Origin of the sequence: Plantactinospora sp. BB1, from assembly GCF_003030385.1 — a bacterium.
Classification (GTDB): Bacteria; Actinomycetota; Actinomycetes; order Mycobacteriales; family Micromonosporaceae; genus Plantactinospora.
The window spans coordinates 7,334,906-7,350,207 of the sequence record NZ_CP028159.1 but is presented as its reverse complement, the minus strand read 5'-3'; the positions used below and the strand labels follow the sequence as shown (position 1 = coordinate 7,350,207).

At 72.4% G+C, this 15,302-nt stretch carries 14 protein-coding genes; 12 read left to right on the top strand and 2 right to left on the bottom strand.

Annotation, left to right across the window (positions count from 1 at the left end; genetic code table 11):
• The first annotated feature begins 1,995 nt into the window (after positions 1–1,995).
• The 7 genes from C6W10_RS32190 (at position 1,996) to C6W10_RS32160 (ending at position 9,010) form a co-directional block, all read left to right on the top strand.
• Positions 1,996–2,637, top strand: a complete 642-nt coding sequence (locus C6W10_RS32190; RefSeq protein WP_107264449.1) for a hypothetical protein — start codon at positions 1,996–1,998, stop codon at positions 2,635–2,637.
• 140 nt (positions 2,638–2,777) lie between these two features.
• Positions 2,778–3,248, top strand: coding sequence for a DUF948 domain-containing protein (locus C6W10_RS32185; RefSeq protein ID WP_107262831.1), 471 nt, complete (start codon positions 2,778–2,780; stop codon positions 3,246–3,248).
• Between the two features lie 42 nt (positions 3,249–3,290).
• Positions 3,291–3,596, top strand: a complete 306-nt coding sequence (locus C6W10_RS32180; RefSeq protein WP_107262830.1) for a hypothetical protein — start codon at positions 3,291–3,293, stop codon at positions 3,594–3,596.
• 48 nt (positions 3,597–3,644) lie between these two features.
• Positions 3,645–6,326 carry an alanine--tRNA ligase gene (alaS, locus tag C6W10_RS32175; protein WP_107262829.1) on the top strand — a complete coding sequence of 894 codons (2,682 nt, stop codon included), beginning with the start codon at positions 3,645–3,647 and terminating at the stop codon, positions 6,324–6,326.
• Positions 6,327–6,488: 162 nt separating this feature from the next.
• The gene (ruvX, locus tag C6W10_RS32170; RefSeq protein ID WP_107262828.1) at positions 6,489–6,950 is read left to right on the top strand and encodes a Holliday junction resolvase RuvX; all 462 of its coding nucleotides are present in this window, start codon (positions 6,489–6,491) and stop codon (positions 6,948–6,950) included.
• On the top strand, positions 6,947–8,167 hold the full coding sequence (gene mltG / locus C6W10_RS32165) for an endolytic transglycosylase MltG (protein WP_107262827.1): 1,221 nt from the start codon (positions 6,947–6,949) through the stop codon (positions 8,165–8,167). The genes ruvX and mltG overlap by 4 nt, the downstream gene beginning before the upstream one ends.
• Before the next feature lie 18 nt (positions 8,168–8,185).
• Entirely contained in the window at positions 8,186–9,010 is an 825-nt protein-coding gene (locus C6W10_RS32160) for a shikimate dehydrogenase (protein ID WP_199854104.1), read from the top strand.
• A 156-nt stretch (positions 9,011–9,166) separates the two neighbouring features.
• Here the strand turns inward: C6W10_RS32160 and C6W10_RS32155 are convergent, their stop codons facing one another.
• Positions 9,167–9,457, bottom strand: a complete 291-nt coding sequence (locus tag C6W10_RS32155) for a hypothetical protein (RefSeq protein WP_107262825.1) — start codon at positions 9,455–9,457, stop codon at positions 9,167–9,169.
• 549 nt (positions 9,458–10,006) lie between these two features.
• Here C6W10_RS32155 and C6W10_RS32150 point away from each other — a divergent pair.
• Both C6W10_RS32150 and C6W10_RS32145 read left to right on the top strand, forming a co-directional pair.
• A complete protein-coding gene (locus tag C6W10_RS32150; protein ID WP_107262824.1) occupies positions 10,007–10,783 on the top strand; it encodes a helix-turn-helix transcriptional regulator in 777 nt (258 codons plus the stop codon).
• The gene (locus C6W10_RS32145; protein WP_107262823.1) at positions 10,776–10,961 is read left to right on the top strand and encodes a DUF397 domain-containing protein; all 186 of its coding nucleotides are present in this window, start codon (positions 10,776–10,778) and stop codon (positions 10,959–10,961) included. Before C6W10_RS32150 ends, C6W10_RS32145 begins: the two co-directional genes overlap by 8 nt.
• Positions 10,962–11,019: 58 nt before the next feature.
• Here the strand turns inward: C6W10_RS32145 and C6W10_RS32140 are convergent, their stop codons facing one another.
• The gene (locus tag C6W10_RS32140; protein WP_199853779.1) at positions 11,020–12,357 is read right to left on the bottom strand and encodes a multidrug effflux MFS transporter; all 1,338 of its coding nucleotides are present in this window, start codon (positions 12,355–12,357) and stop codon (positions 11,020–11,022) included.
• A gap of 82 nt (positions 12,358–12,439) precedes the next feature.
• Between C6W10_RS32140 and C6W10_RS32135 the strand changes: the two genes are divergently transcribed.
• The 3 genes from C6W10_RS32135 to C6W10_RS32125 all read left to right on the top strand — a co-directional run bounded on the left by C6W10_RS32135 (position 12,440) and on the right by C6W10_RS32125 (position 14,725).
• Positions 12,440–12,937, top strand: a complete 498-nt coding sequence (locus C6W10_RS32135; RefSeq protein ID WP_107262821.1) for a MarR family winged helix-turn-helix transcriptional regulator — start codon at positions 12,440–12,442, stop codon at positions 12,935–12,937.
• Between the two features lie 97 nt (positions 12,938–13,034).
• Positions 13,035–14,213, top strand: coding sequence for a chorismate synthase (aroC, locus tag C6W10_RS32130; protein ID WP_107262820.1), 1,179 nt, complete (start codon positions 13,035–13,037; stop codon positions 14,211–14,213).
• Positions 14,213–14,725: a shikimate kinase gene (locus C6W10_RS32125; protein WP_107262819.1), complete on the top strand. Its 513-nt coding sequence runs from the start codon at positions 14,213–14,215 to the stop codon at positions 14,723–14,725. The genes aroC and C6W10_RS32125 overlap by 1 nt, the downstream gene beginning before the upstream one ends.
• Positions 14,726–15,302: the final 577 nt, after the last annotated feature.

Here is a 15,302-nt window from a genome sequence, read left to right as displayed (position 1 = left end):
CCGGCCGAGCCCGCTCCGGCGGCCTGGACCGGGCCGGCGTCGGAGCGTCGCCCCGGCGGCGACCGGGGCGAGCCGGCGATGCGGCCCGGCGCCGCACCGTGGCCGGGTGAGCCGGTACCCCCCGCCGGGCACCAGCCCCGGCACGGCGCCGCGCCGGTCGACCCGGCTGCGGGGCGGCGGGCAGCGGGCGGCCGTGCCGAGGAGCCGTCCCCGGGTCGCCGGGCGGCCCCGCCCACCGAACCCGGCGACGGCCGGCACGGCCGGTCGGCCGGCTCCGCCCCCGGTGACTTCGCCGGTCCGGGCAGCCCGGCCGGCTCCGCCGGGCGGGTCGCGCCGCCGACCAGCGCGGAATTCGTGGTACCGGCCTCCGGTAACGCGCCACCGGTGCCGACCGCTCCGGCCGTACCGGGTCGGCCCGGTGCCGCCGAGCGTGACCAGGGCGGGCCGGGACGCGGCGGCCCGGTGCTGGGCGCGCGTCGCCCCGGCACCGCTCCGCCGCCCTCCGGAGCGCACTCCGCCGACGCCGGTACGCACTCCGCCCCGGGTGGTACGCACTCCGCCCCCGGTACGCACTCCGTTCCCGGTGGTACGCACGCCGCTGGTGCGGCGCACGCCGCCGGTGGCGGTGCGCACGCCGCGGTGAGCGGTCCGCCCGGCTCGGCGGCGCATCCCGTCCCGGGGGGCGCGCACTCGGCCGGCGAGCGGGAGACCCGCCCGTCCGGCCACCCGGAACGGCCCGCCGACTGGATCCGCAAGGCTGGCCGGGGCGGCGTCCGCCCGGTCACCCCGGCCGCCGGATACGGACCACCGGCCCCGGCGTCCGGAGCCGGGGCGCCCGGGTTTCCGCCGGTCCCGGGTGGTCCGGTCCCGGGTGGTCCGGCCGGCCCCGACGCGGGCGGCCGGCCGGTAGCCGGGCCGGGTTCGGCATCCGCGCCGGGCTCGGTGGCCAGGCCGGGCAGGGCGGCCAACCGGCCACCGTCCGGGCCGGACGGCTTCGACGCCGGGCATCCGGGCCCGGGCCGGCACGGGGCACCGTCGACCGACGACTCCCGGGACGGCGGACGGATCCCCCGGGGCCGCCCCGGCGGTACGACTCCGTCGGGACCGCCGTTCGAGGGCGACGGTACGGGTGGCGGCCGGCACGGCGGGCTGCCGCCGGTCGTACCCGGGCGGCACGGCGCCGTCGCACCACCGCCCGGCGCCGGTACCCGCGGCGATCTTCCGGCCGCCGGAGCTCCGTCCGGAGCCGGTGCCCCGGTGGCGCCGGGCGCTTCCCGGACCGTCCCGTCGCGCGGCGGTGCCCCCCGTCCGGTCGAGCCGGGTGGCGAGCCCGGATCCGCGCGGGTCACCGGGCTCGGCCGGACCCCGGTGGAACCGGCGGAGCGGCGCGCCGCGCCGGGCGGCCGGTACCCTGCCGTGCCGGCCGACCGCAGCGGCCCGCCGGTACCGGGCCGGGGTGAGGCTCCCGGCGGTCGTCCGGCCGCCGGTCGGGCCGGTACGCCCGTCGACGGTGGCCCGGCCGGTCGACCGGGTGGTGCCGGTCTGGACGTCGGCGTACCGGGGCGGCCCGGTGCCGCCGCGACGCCCGGCGGCCCCGTTCGGGCAGCGGCCCGGGGACCCGCCGCACCCGTCCACCCTGGACCCGGTTCCGCCCCGCCGGCCGGACCGATCCGGGAACCCGGCGCCGGTACCTTGCCCCGCCCCGCCCCGGTCCAGGCCGGTCGGGTGCCGACGGTCCGGCCCGCATCGGGCCTGCCGGACGGCCCGTCCCGGGACGAGGCGGTCCGGCCCGATCCGCCGGTCCGGCCCGAGTCACCGACCCGCCCGCCGGTACGCCCGGACGGCGCCGCCCGCCCCGACGCCCCGCCCCGACCGGACGGGACGGCCCGGTCCGCGGTCCCGCCGCCGGTTGCCGGAGCCCGCCCCGACGGCGGTACGGAACTCGACGATCCGGCGCAGCCGTCGGCGGAGCCGGCCCGGGGTGCCCGGGCGGAGTTGCGGCGTCAACTGCGTGAGCAGCGTCGGTTGAAGACGATCGCGCTGCTCCTGGCCAGCCTGCTCGTGCTCGGTGCCCTGCCGACGTACTTCGGGGTCCGGGCCGCGACCCGGGATCCGGTGTTCAACTCCCTCGACGCGCTGGCGGTGCCGGCCTGGGCCGCCACCGACACGGTCGACGGGGTGAGCGGCAGCCGGTGGTGCTTCATCGAGTGCCGCTTCCGGGAGCGGACCGTCGAGTCGGACCGGCCGTGGGAGGAGACGGCGCAGGTCTACGAGGCCGCGCTGACCCGCGAGGGGTGGCGGCCGTGGAAGGTGGCGCTCTGCCCGGAGCAGCCGGTGGAGGGGCACTACACCTGCTGGCGCCGGGACGAGTTGACCCTCGACATGTGGGTACGGAAGCCGGCCTGCCCCGACCCGGCGCTCTCCGTGCCGGGCGCGTCGCCGCCGCCGGCCACGACCGGGCCGGAGGGGGTGAACTGCGACGGTGCGCTCGTCTCGATCAAGGTGCGTAACGCGATCGCGGACGACCGGATCGGCCCGCAGCCGACCACCGATCCGTCGCTCACCGGCGTGGACCCGGATCCGCTCTTCACCGACGATCCGCTCGGCGGGCTGACGCCCACACCCACCCCGTCGTGAGGCCGTCGGTCGTCACCGACGGTAGGGTTCGGGGTTGGTACTCCGAAGGGCATTCCGGGTAACCGTCGTGGGACGGCGCCGGACGTCCGGGTGAGACGGTCGCGCGCGATATCCGAGACGGTGCATAGAGGAGGACACGGGTGGACGCTGGAGAGATCGGCCAGATCGCTGCGCTCGTCGCTGCCGGGGCGTTCCTGATGCTGGTGTTGGTGCTGGCCAGGCCGATCTGGCGGCTGGGCAACACGGTGGACGCGGCGACCCAGGCGATCAACGACATCAATGACCGCACGGCGCCGCTGCTCGCCAACATGAACGTCACGGTGGAGAACGTGAACACCGCGCTCGGGCAGGTGCACACCTCGCTGGACGGGGTGAACATCCAGCTCGCCAAGATCGACACGATGACCGGTCACGCCCAGAACGTCACCGCGAACATCGCCAACCTGAGCACGGTGGTCTCGGCGGCTGCGGCGAATCCGCTGGTCAAGGTGGCTGCCTTCGGGTACGGCGTGCGCAAGGCCGCCTCGGCCCGGCGGCACGCCGAACAGGAGCGCGAGGTCCGTACCACCATCAAGCAGCAGCGTCGGGCCGCCCGGCGCAGCGCACGCTGACCCGCCGCACACGGCGATCCGGTACGGAGGAAGGATGAGCCCATGAAACGACTGCTCTGGTTGGGCATCGGGCTGGCCGTCGGCGCCCTGGTGGTCCGCAAGCTGACCCGCACCGCCCAGGCGTACACGCCGGGTGGCATCGCGAGTTCGCTGGCGGAGTCGGCGGGTGGTCTGGTGCAGTCCCTGCGGGACTTCGCGGACGATGTCCGGGACGGCATGGCCGAGCGTGAGCAGCAGATCCACCAGGCGTTCGCCGAGGGCGTCGCGTTCGACGACCAGTTCGAGGAGCTGCGCGAGGACCCGCGCATCGGCGACCGCGAGTTGTTTCCGGAGGATGGCACCAGATGAGGCTTCCGGAGGAAGGCACCAGATGAGGTTTCCGGAGGAAGGCACGAGATGAAGACGGCGGAAGTCAAGCGGCGCTACCTGGCGCACTTCGAGGCCAACGGACACACGGTGGTGCCGTCCGCTCCGCTGCCGGCGATCGACGACCCGAACCTGTTGTTCGTCAACGCCGGCATGGTGCAGTTCGTGCCGTACTTCCTCGGGCAGCAGACACCGCCGTTCCGGCGGGCGGTGTCGGTGCAGAAGTGCATCCGTACCCCGGACATCGACGAGGTGGGCAAGACCAGCCGGCACGGCACCTTCTTCCAGATGAACGGGAACTTCTCGTTCGGTGACTACTTCAAGGAGGGAGCGATCGCGCTCGCCTGGGAGCTGGTCACCAAGCCGGTCGCCGAGGGCGGTTTCGGGCTGGACCCGGAGCGGATCTGGCCGACCGTCTATCTCGACGACGACGAGGCCGAGGCGATCTGGCGCAAGACCGGGGTGCCGGCGGAGCGGATCGTCCGGCGGGGCAAGGCGGACAACTTCTGGTCGATGGGGATTCCGGGGCCGTGCGGGCCGTGTTCGGAGATCTATTACGACCGGGGTCCGGCGTACGGCGCCGAGGGTGGGCCGGCGGTCGACGAGGATCGCTACCTGGAGTTCTGGAACCTCGTCTTCATGCAGTTCGAGCGGGGTCCGGGCACCGACAAGGAGAACTTCCCGATCCTCGGCGACCTGCCGGCGAAGAACATCGACACCGGGATGGGCCTGGAGCGGATGGCCGCGATCCTTCAGGGGGTCGACAACCTCTACGAGATCGACGAGGTGCGGCCGATCCTGGACCGGGCGGCGGAGTTGACCGGCCGGCGGTACGGCGCGCACTCGGGGCACGCGGCGAGCGAGTCGCACCCGGACGACGTACGGCTGCGGGTGGTCGCCGACCATGTGCGGACCGCGTTGATGTTGATCGGTGACGGGGTGACTCCGGCGAACGAGGGGCGCGGTTACGTGCTGCGTCGGATCATGCGGCGGGCGATCCGGGCGATGCGGCTGCTCGGCTGGCAGGACCGGGCGTTGCCGGAGCTGCTGCCGGTGGCCCGGGACTGCATGTCCCCGTCGTATCCGGAGTTGGCGGGTGAGTTCGATCGGATCTCGTCGTACGCGTACGCGGAGGAGGACGCGTTCCTGGCCACCCTGCGGGCGGGTACGACGATCCTGGACACCGCGATCGCGGAGACCCGTTCGGCGGGTGGGGCGAAGCTGTCGGGCGACAAGGCGTTCCAGTTGCACGACACGTACGGTTTCCCGATCGACCTGACTCTGGAGATCGCCGCCGAGCAGGGGTTGTCGGTGGACCAGGACGGGTTCCGCCGGCTGATGGCCGACCAGCGGGCCCGGGCCAAGGCCGACGCGCAGGCCCGCAAGACCGGGCACGTGGACCTGTCGGCGTACCGTTCGGTGCTCGACTCCGGCGGGCCGGTGCAGTTCACCGGCTACACCGAGGTCTCCCGGGAGTCGTCGGTGCGGGCGCTGCTCGGTGCCGGCGGCGTGCCGGTCGAGGTGGCCGGCGAGGGTGACACGATCGAACTGGTGCTGGACGCGACTCCGTTCTACGCGGAGGGCGGCGGTCAGCAGCCGGACGTCGGCCTGGTCACCGTCGGCGCCGGCCAGGTCGAGGTGCTCGACGTGCAGCAGCCGATCCCGGGGCTGATCGTGCACCGGGCCCGGGTGGTTCGGGGCGAGGTACGCACCGGCGAGGCCGGGCTCGCCGAGATCGACGTGGTACGCCGTCGGGCGATCTCCCGGTCGCACACGGCGACGCACCTGGTGCACCAGACGATGCGCAACTTCCTCGGCGAGTCGGCGACCCAGGCCGGTTCGCTGAACGCCCCGGGCCGGCTGCGTTTCGACTTCAACACCCCGACCGGGGTGGCGCCGAGCGTGCTGCGCGACGTCGAGCAGCAGGTCAACGAGGTGCTCCTCGCCGACCTGGAGGTGCACGCCTTCATCACCTCCCAGGAGGAGGCCCGCCGGCTCGGCGCGATGGCGCTCTTCGGCGAGAAGTACGGCGACGAGGTGCGGGTGGTCGAGGTCGGCGACTACGCCCGCGAGCTGTGCGGTGGTACCCACGTCGCCCGTAGCGCCCAGCTCGGCCTGGTCAAGATCCTCTCCGAGTCCTCGATCGGCTCCGGGGTACGCCGGGTCGAGGCGCTGGTCGGGCTCGACGCGTTCCGATTCCTGGCCAAGGAGCACCTGCTGGTCTCCCGGCTGGCCGAGCTGTACCGGGTCCCCGGTGACCAGGTGGCGGACCGGGTCGAGCAGACCGTCGCCCAACTCCGGGACGCCGAGCGGGAGTTGGAGAAGCTGCGCGCCCAGTTGGTGCTGGGCGGTGCGGCGGCGCTCGCCTCGGCGGCCCGGGACATCCGCGGGGTCGCCTTCGTCGGTACCGAGGCGCCGGAGGGCGCGGCCGGCAACGACGTGCGTACCCTCGCCCAGGAGATCCGGGGCAAGATCGACGCGGCGCGTCCGGCGGTGGTCGCGGTGGCGGCCCGGGCGAACGGCAAGGCGTCGCTGGTGGTCGCGGTGAACGGCGCGGCGAAGGATCGGGGTGTCTCGGCGGCGGTCCTGGTCAAGGCCGCCCTCTCCGGCCGGGGCGGCGGCAACGCCGACCTGGCCCAGGGCGGCGGCCTGCCGGCCGGCGAGGCGCCGAGCCTGCTGGCCGCGGTCGAGAAGGCGCTAGTCGAGGCGTGACCTGCGGCACTGGTTGCTCCCCGGCGGGCCGTTGTGGTTGGATCTCCAGCCACGACGGCCCGCCGGCCGGGCCGAGTTGCCCCGGGCCGGCCGACAGGAATCGGATGATCCAGTTTCCCGGTGGCGTAGCACGATGAACCGACCTTCCCCTGGCGCGGCACGATGACGACTCCGGTCCGTGGCGTGCGGCTCGGCGTGGACGTCGGTCAGGTACGGGTGGGCGTGGCGCTCTCCGACCCGGACGGGGTGCTGGCCACCCCGCTGGTGACGCTGGCCCGGGACCTGAAGACCGGTATTGAGGCGGTTCCAGCCGATATCTCGGAACTCGCGCGGCTCGTCGTACTCCACGAGGTGGTCACGGTGGTGGTCGGGCTGCCGGTGACCCTCGCCGGGGCGCACGGCCCGGCGGCGACCCAGGCGAAGGCGTACGCCCGGCGGCTGGCCGCCGCGATCGCGCCCGTGCCGGTCGATCTGGTGGATGAAAGGATGTCGACCGTCGTGGCTTCTCGTAGGCTAGCCGAGCGGGGCGTCCGAGGACGGCGTCAACGGGCGGTGGTCGATCAGGCGGCCGCGGTGGAGATTCTGCAGAGCTGGCTGGACAGGCAGCGGAGGCGGACAGGATGATCGACGAGTTGGAGCTCGCGTTCGACGAGCGTGCGGAGAAGGGACGCCACCGGCGCGGCGCGCAGCGCAAACGCGACGGCAAGAAGAAGCGTGGCGGGCGGGGCCGCACGGTCGCCGCACTGTTGATGACGTTCGTGCTGCTCGGCGTCCTCGGCGGCGCCGGCTGGTACGGCTTCGACCGGGTGCAGGGCTACTTCGTCACGCCGGACTACGACGGCACCGGCAGCGGTGAGATCCAGGTCCAGGTCGAAGAGGGCCAGAGCATCGCCGAGATCGCCGACACGCTGGTCGCGGCCGGCGTCGTCAAGAGCACCAAGGCGTTCATCGAGGCGGCCCAGGAGAACTCGCGGAGCCAGAACATCCAGCCGGGCACCTACAAGGTCCGCAAGGAGATGAACGCGAAGGCCGCGCTGGGCCTGCTGCTCGACCTGAAGAACAAGCTGGTCAACGGCTTCCTGGTCCGGGAGGGCGCCACCGTCAAGCAGATCTTCAAGGCGCTGGCGGCCGAGACGAAGCTCCCGGTCAAGGACTTCGAGACCGCCGCCAAGGACCTGAAGGGGCTCGGCATCGCGGACTTCTGGTTCAAGCGCGACGACGGCCAGAAGGCCGACAAGACGATCGAGGGCTTCCTCTTCCCGGACACCTACGAGCTTCCGCCCAACGCCAGTGCCGAGGCGATCCTCAAGCTGATGGTGCAACGCTTCCTGTCGGTGGCCGAGGAGATCGACTTCGTCGACCGGGTGCAGAAGGAGCGCGAGATCAGCCCGTACGAGGCGCTGATCGTGGCGTCGTTGGCCCAGGCCGAGGCGGGCAACGCCGACGACCTCGGCAAGGTCGCCCGGGTGGCGTACAACCGCATCTACAGCGGCGACCACTACTGCAAGAACGGCAACGGCCTGACCGGGTGCCTGGAGTTCGACGTCGGCGTCAACTACTACTGGGAGCGGACCGGCAAGAAGACCAAGCGGTCCGGGGACATGACGGACGCGGAACTCTTCGACACGAAGAACCCGTACCGGATGCACGGCAAGGCCGGGCTGCCACCAGGGCCGATCAACAACCCCGGTCAGAAGGCCCTGGAGGGGGCGATGAACCCGCCGAAGGGGACCTGGCTGTTCTTCGTGGCGGTCGACAAGGAGGGCCACTCCGAGTTCGCCACCACCAACGAGGAGCACGAGCGGAACAAACAGAAGGCCCGCGAGAACGGCGTGCTCTGAGGTGACGTCGAGGTGACCATGCCGCGTCGGGCGGCGGTGCTGGGCAAGCCGATCGCCCACTCGCTCTCCCCGGTGATCCACAACGCCGGTTACACGGCGGCCGGGTTGACCGGGTGGTCGTACACGGCGATCGAGTGCGCCGAGGCCGAGCTGCCCGACCTGGTCGCCGGGCTCGGCCCGGAGTGGACGGGGCTCTCCCTGACCATGCCGCTGAAGGAGGCGGCGCTCGCGGTGGCCGGCGAGGTCTCGCCGGTCGCCGCCGCGATCGGTGCCGCCAACACTCTGGTACGCCGGCAGGACGGCTCCTGGGCCGCCGACAACACCGACGTACCGGGGATGGTCGACGTGCTGACCGGCGCCGGTGTGCCGGCCGGCGCGGAGGTGGTGTTGCTCGGTGCCGGCGGTACGGCCCGAGCCGCGCTCGCCGCCGCCGTCGAACTGGCCGCCCGCCGGGTCACCTGCCGGGTACGCCGTCCCGCCGCCGGTGCCGAGCTGGCCCGGCTGGCCGGCGTGCTCGGGCTGCGGTTCGAGATCGCGCAGTGGGCGGCTCCGACCGAGCGGGACGGTGCGGATCTGGTGATCTCCACCGTGCCGAAGGGCGCCGCCGACGGGTTCGCGGCGGCGGCCGGGTCCTGGCGGCCCGAGACGGTCTTCTTCGACGTCGTCTACGACCCGTGGCCGACCCCGCTCGCGGCGGCTGCGGCGGCGGCCGGCTGCCGGATCGTCTCCGGCCTCGACCTGCTGCTCGCCCAGGCGGTCGGGCAGTTCGAGCAGTTCACCGGGGTTTCCGCCCCGGTGCACGAGATGCGTTCCGCCCTCGCCGCCGCCCGCGCCGGGCACTGAACCGGCTCCGGGCCGGTTCGACGAGATCCTGCCGCCCGGCGGGCCGCGAGGTCGCGTGGTGGTCGTCGGGAACTCGGGCGCACAGAGGCCCGCCCCGGAGCGCCGAGGGGAAGGCGGCGAACCGAGGCGGGCCGGTCGGTCGGATGACGGGGCAGCTCACTGGCGGCGCCGGGGCACCCAGTAGAGGATCTGTCCGGCGATCAGCGCGGGGTGTGTGTCGGGCATGGCTCGCAGCGCCCGGGTGAGGTGTACCGCGAGGTACATCATCAGTCCGACCCGGTCGCCTCTGAAGCCGATGAGCAGGGCAAGGCGGGCGGGAGCGCAGGGCCAGGGGTCGCGGCAGGTCTGGCAGCTATACGAGTACGCCGGAAGGTGTCTGCCGGTCGGGTAGCGCCGCTGGGCGAGCCGTCGCATGTGCCGGTACCAGCGCTCCTGTGGCCCGATCACGGCTACATCCGACCGGTGCGCTCGGCATCCGACGCTCGTTTCCGGTAGCGGCCGTCCCTGCCCTCCCGCGCCCACCGTGTGTTCGGCGGCGGCGGACCGATCGGCTCCGACCGCGTGACCTTGGGCGAGAACGCCGCCATGCCGGCCCGGTACTCCGCTTCGGTCATTGGTCGCAGCGGGGGGCCGAATGGCAACGGGATCCCTTTGAGTGAGTCTGGGCAGACCCAGCGGTGGCCACATCGGCAGTACAGCCACAGTCGCCGCCAGTCTCGTCGGTGGGGCCGGGTTCCCAGGGTCATTAGGTCACCTCTCAGAGTCTCGGAGATAAGGGGCGAGGAGCGCCTTTCCGAATCGGTCCCGTCCTTGACGGCGGAGCGCATTCGTGGGGACGCAATGGGACGCCCCCTGAGGCGTTGGATGGTCAGGGTTGGCGCGCCAGTCCTTCATCGTCTGCCCTCCACCCTGGACCGGGACCTGCCTGGAGCGGAAGATAAGCGAGCGAGAGTATTGAAGGATATTGACTAGTTGATCTGGAGCCGGGTGGATTAGATGAATGACCTACGCGAGATCCTCAGGACACAACGAACGCGCGCGAAGCGAACCCGGGATCAGGTGGGGGCGGCTGTTGGCCTGAGTGGAGCATCGATTGCGGCGTTCGAGCAGGGCCGGATGATTCCTCAGCCGGACACCGCCGAACGCCTTGACGAGCATTTCAAGACCGGAGACGAGATCCAGCGTGCAACCAGGGAGGCGCGGGAGGATGCCCGGCCCACCTGGCTGCGCCCCTGGACGGAGCACGAGCAGCGGGCAACCATGTTGCGCTGCTTTGAACACAGCCTGATTCCCGGGCTACTCCAGACCGAGGCGTACACCCGGGCGCTGCTGGCCAGCGGCAGGCTGCCCGGGGAGGTGATTGACCGGACAACGCAGGTCCGACGTGAACGGCAAGCTGCGACGATCGACCGGCCCAACCCTCCGATGCTGTCTGCGGTCATTTGTGAGGTCGCCCTCAGCTATGGGCCTGTCGACGTCATGAAGGGTCAGCTAGAACATCTGATCGAGGTGGGTCGCCGGCCGCAGGTGCAGATCCTGATTGTGCCCCGGGCCGCTGGCCTGCATCCTGGCCTTCAGGGAGCGTTCGTGCTGGCGACCCTTCCGGCCCGAGGCCGGGCCGTCTATCTTGACGACCAGCTTCGAGGACGTTCGGTAACCGACGGGGCGGACGTCGACGAACTGGAGCGATTGTGGGAGATCGTCCGGGGTCTAGCTCTGCCTGTAAGCTTGTCGCAAGACCTGATCATGAAGGCGGTCAACAACAATGACTGAGCCGAACTGGCACAAGAGCAGCCGCAGCGGCACCAACCAGGGTAACTGTGTCGAGGTTGCCGACAACCTTCCCGACCGGGTACTGGTCCGGGACACCAAGGATCGGGATGGCGGCACCCTGACGTTCGGCCCGACCGCCTGGCGGGCGTTCGTCGGTGAGGTAGCCCGGCGGCCGTAGCCGGCAGAGACACGACCAGCGCCCCGCTGTCCGGACGACCCGGGCGGTGGGGCGTCGTTCATCTGCGTTCGGCCGGGGCGGGACCGGCGGACGTACGCGATCGCTCGGTTCTCGCAGGCTCACGCGCCCCGGTCGCTCCGCCGCCGGTTCGGCCGGTCCCCGTCCGCCCTTCCCGGGCAAGGGTGAGGACCACCAGTGCGGAGAGCGCGGCGCTGCCGAGCACCGACACGGCCATCGGCACCGCGCTGTCGTCCGGGCCGATCCCGGCCAGCGGCGCCACGGCGGCGGCGATGGTGAACTGGAGCGCACCGAGCAGCGCGGCGGCGCTGCCGGCGTGCCGGGGGTGCCGGTCCAGGGCCAGGGCCAGCCCGTTCGGCAGGACCATCCCGAGGCAGGAGACGAAGACGAAGAGCGCGACCAGTACGGTCGGGACGTTCGCGGTGGCCGCTCCGCCGAGTAGGGCGCCGGCGCCCAGCAGGCCGGCGACCAGGCCGCTGCCGAGCAGCCGGCGCGGGCTGTACCGGTCGAGCAGCCGGGCGTTGAGCTGTCCGGTCGCGGTCATCCCGACGGCGTTCACCGCGAAGACCAGGGTGAACCAGCCGGCGGAGAGCGCGAAGACGTCCTGGATCACGAACGAGGACCCGGAGATGTACGCGAAGAGCGCGGCGAAGGCCAGCCCCTGGGCGAGTACGTATCCGAGGTAGACCCGGTCGGTGAGCAGCCCCCACATCACCCGGGCGGTGGCGGCCGGCCCGCCGGTGTGCCGTTGCTGTGGCGGGAGCGTCTCCGGCAGCCGCCAGGCGACGGCGGCGAGGAGCAGCAGCCCGATCGCCGACAGCACGACGAAGACCGCCCGCCAGGAGCCGAACTGGAGTACCAGGTTGCCGAGGGCCGGCGCGGCGGCCGGGGCGACCCCGAAGATCAGGGTCAGCCGGGAGAAGTACTTCGCCGCCGCCACGCCGGAGTGCAGGTCCCGGACGATGGCTCGGGCGACGACGACGCCGGTACCGCTGGCCAGGCCCTGGAGCAGGCGGAGCGCGGCGAGCGCCTCGGCCGACGGGGCGAACGCGCAGAGCAGGCTGGTCACGGTGTACGCGACGACGCCGACAAGTACCGGCCGGCGCCGGCCCCACCGGTCGCTGAGCGGCCCGGTGACGAGCTGCCCGAGGGCGAGGCCGAACAGGAAGGTGGTGAGCGAGTACTGCACCTGCGCCGGGGTGGCGGAGAGGTCGTCGGTCATCTCGGGGAAGGCCGGCAGGTACATGTCGAGGGAGAGCGGGCCGACCGCGGTCAGGGTACTCAGCAGCAGGAGTTGTCCGACTGCTGCGGCTCGGCCCGGCGGTGCTGCGGAGCGCGCGCTCTTCACTGGTCCCCCTAATCTTGGAACAGCCGACACTTTAGCTCTGTATGCAGAGTTGTTGCGATGTGAAGTGGCCGACGCCGGGACGGTGCCGGGCGGGGAGACGACGGGGGCGAGGATGACCGACGAGGCGACGGTCAGCGCGGCGGAGACGCTCGGCGGCGCGGTGGCCGACCTGCACCGGGTACTGCGCCGGTCGACCAGCCGGCGTACCGGCCGGACACCGCTGCCGGACGCCCAGGTGGAGGTGCTCCGGCTGGTCGAACGCTGCCCCGGGGTCAGCGTGAAGGAGGCCGCCGAGCGGCTGCACACCGCCGCCAACACCGTCAGTACCCTGGTCGGCGAACTCGCCGGTGCCGGCCTGCTGGAGCGCACCCGGGACCCGCAGAACCGGCGGATCGTCCGGCTCCGGCTGACCCCAGCCGCGCACCTGCGGATCGGCGACTACGTCGCACACCGGCGGGACCTGCTGCTCGACGCGCTGCACCGGCTCGACGAGCCGGCCCGGCGGGACGTCGTGCGGGCCGCCGACCACCTGCGGCACCTCGCCGACCTGCTCGCCGACCAGGAACATGCCGCCCGGCCGCCCGGCCCGCCGGAGACCGCCAGTCCGTAGAACGGGACGGCGCGGGCGGTGCGCGGCGGTGCACCGGGGCCGTGCCAAACTTGACCGGCGGGCGGCCGGCCCGGTCGCGACGAGGAGAGGGTTGGTCGTGTTGCGCTGGTTGACGGCGGGAGAGTCCCATGGTCCCGCCCTGGTTGCGGTGCTGGAAGGGTTGCCGGCCGGGGTCGAGGTGACCAGCGAGGAGATCGTCCGCCAGTTGGGTCGCCGTCGGCTCGGCTACGGCCGGGGCGCCCGGATGGCCTTCGAGCGGGACGAGGTCGAGATCATCGGCGGTCTCCGGCACGGCCTGACCCTGGGCAGCCCGGTGGCTATCCGGGTCGGCAACTCCGAGTGGCCGAAGTGGCAGACGGTGATGGCGGCCGACCCGGTCGACCCGGAGCTGCTCGCCGGTCAGGCCCGCAACGCGCCGCTGACCCGCCCCCGACCCGGGCACGCCGACCTGGCCGGCATGCAGAAATACGGCCACACCGACGCCCGACCGATCCTGGAACGGGCCAGCGCCCGGGAGACCGCCGCCCGGGTCGCGGTCGGCACCGTCGCCCGGGCCCTGCTCCGGCAGGCGCTCGGCATCGAGATCGTCTCGCACGTCGTGGAACTCGGCTCGGTGGCCGCCAAACCCGGGCTACAGCCCCGCCCCGAGGACGCCGAGCGGATCGACGCCGACCCGCTGCGCTGCCTCGACCCGGAGGCCAGCGCCCGGATGGTCGCCGAGGTGGACGCCGCCAAGGCCGACGCCGACACCCTCGGCGGGATCGTCGAGGTGCTCGGCTACGGCGTACCGCCGGGGCTGGGCAGCCACGTGCAGTGGGACCGCAAGCTCGACGCCCGGCTCGCCGCCGCGCTGATGTCCATCCAGGCGATCAAGGGTGTGGAGATCGGTGACGCCTGGCAGCAGGCCCGGTCCCGGGGCTCGGTGGCGCACGACGAGATCGTCCCCACCGCGACCGGGGTACGCCGGGTCACCGACCGGGCCGGTGGCCTGGAGGGCGGGATCACCACCGGCGAGCCACTGCGGGTACGCGCCGCGATGAAGCCGATCTCCTCGCTCAACCGGGCACTCTCCACCGTGGACGTGGCGACCGGCGAGCCGGCGACCGCGATCAACCAGCGCTCCGACGTCTGCGCCGTGCCCGCCGCCGCGATCGTCGCCGAGACGATGGTCGCGCTGGTGCTGGCCGAGGCGGCACTGGAGAAGTTCGGCGGCGATTCGGTCGCCGAGATCCGCCGCAACCTCGCCGGCTACCTCGACAACCTGGTGATCCACTGATGGCGCCGGTCTGTGTTCTGGTCGGCGTGATGGGCGCCGGCAAGACCAGCACCGGGCTGCTGGTCGCCAAGGGTCTCGGGGTCGACTTCCGGGACACCGACGTTGACATCGAGGCGACGGCCGGCAAGCCGATCCCGGAGATCTTCGTCGACGACGGCGAGGAACATTTCCGTACCCTGGAACGGGCCGCCGTGGCGGACGCGCTGGCCTCCTTCGACGGGGTGCTGGCGCTCGGCGGCGGCGCGATCCTCGCCGAGGAGAACCGGGCCGTACTCGCCGGACACCGGGTCGTCTACCTCTCGGTGGAGTTGCCGGACGCGGTCAAGCGGGTCGGCCTGGGCGCCGGCCGGCCACTGCTGGCGATCAACCCCCGGGCCACCCTGAAGCATCTGCTCGACCAGCGGCGACCGCTCTACACCGAGGTCGCCACCTGGACGGTGGTCACCGACGGGCGGACCCCGGAGCAGGTCGCCGACGAGATTTTGGCGGGTCTCGCCAGCGAGTTGACCTAGGTGGTGGATGCCGCAGTCCACCGGCACCGATCCGGAGCGATCTGGTCCAGCGGCGTCGTTGTCGGGATGGGCGATGGCCCGACCGAGGCTGGATGCCGCGGACGGGCCAATCTGGATTACGCGCCCGGGCGCAGTTGGTAGGCAGCGGAGCAGTTGCCGACGCCGGTACGACAGATTCGGATTTGATTGCCCGAGGATGTCGCCGACACGTATTCCTCGCTGGAGCTACATGCCCGGTCGCCACTCCATTGCCACTGGCCGCCTGGGAGGCGTACCTGCCACTGGGCGCAGTGGCCGTCGGTCAACGGATCCTTGGCGTAGAGGCGGTGGATGTTGTCGCCGGCGTAGACAGCGCGACCGGCCGCCCCGGTTGTCGACAATGACACGGCGGCGTAGGAAGGGGTGCTTGCGATCGCCAGCATGGCAGCCGATGCCAGAGCGATGACGCCCCCGCGCCTTGCCCAACTCGATCCTCGGAGCTTGTTCATAGATTCCCCCGAACGTCGATAGATATGAATCTTCACCATACGGAGCGAAACGGCGACCTCGCTGACCGCAATACTGTGTAGTGGCTCAC

Coding starts and splice junctions, on each gene's coding strand:
- C6W10_RS32180 (WP_107262830.1), top strand. CDS start 3,291: ATGAAACGACTGCTCTGGTTGGGCATCGGGCTGGCCGTCGGCGCCCTG.
- alaS (WP_107262829.1), top strand. CDS start 3,645: ATGAAGACGGCGGAAGTCAAGCGGCGCTACCTGGCGCACTTCGAGGCC.
- ruvX (WP_107262828.1), top strand. CDS start 6,489: ATGACGACTCCGGTCCGTGGCGTGCGGCTCGGCGTGGACGTCGGTCAG.
- mltG (WP_107262827.1), top strand. CDS start 6,947: ATGATCGACGAGTTGGAGCTCGCGTTCGACGAGCGTGCGGAGAAGGGA.
- C6W10_RS32160 (WP_199854104.1), top strand. CDS start 8,186: ATGCCGCGTCGGGCGGCGGTGCTGGGCAAGCCGATCGCCCACTCGCTC.
- C6W10_RS32150 (WP_107262824.1), top strand. CDS start 10,007: ATGAATGACCTACGCGAGATCCTCAGGACACAACGAACGCGCGCGAAG.
- C6W10_RS32145 (WP_107262823.1), top strand. CDS start 10,776: ATGACTGAGCCGAACTGGCACAAGAGCAGCCGCAGCGGCACCAACCAG.
- C6W10_RS32135 (WP_107262821.1), top strand. CDS start 12,440: ATGACCGACGAGGCGACGGTCAGCGCGGCGGAGACGCTCGGCGGCGCG.
- C6W10_RS32125 (WP_107262819.1), top strand. CDS start 14,213: ATGGCGCCGGTCTGTGTTCTGGTCGGCGTGATGGGCGCCGGCAAGACC.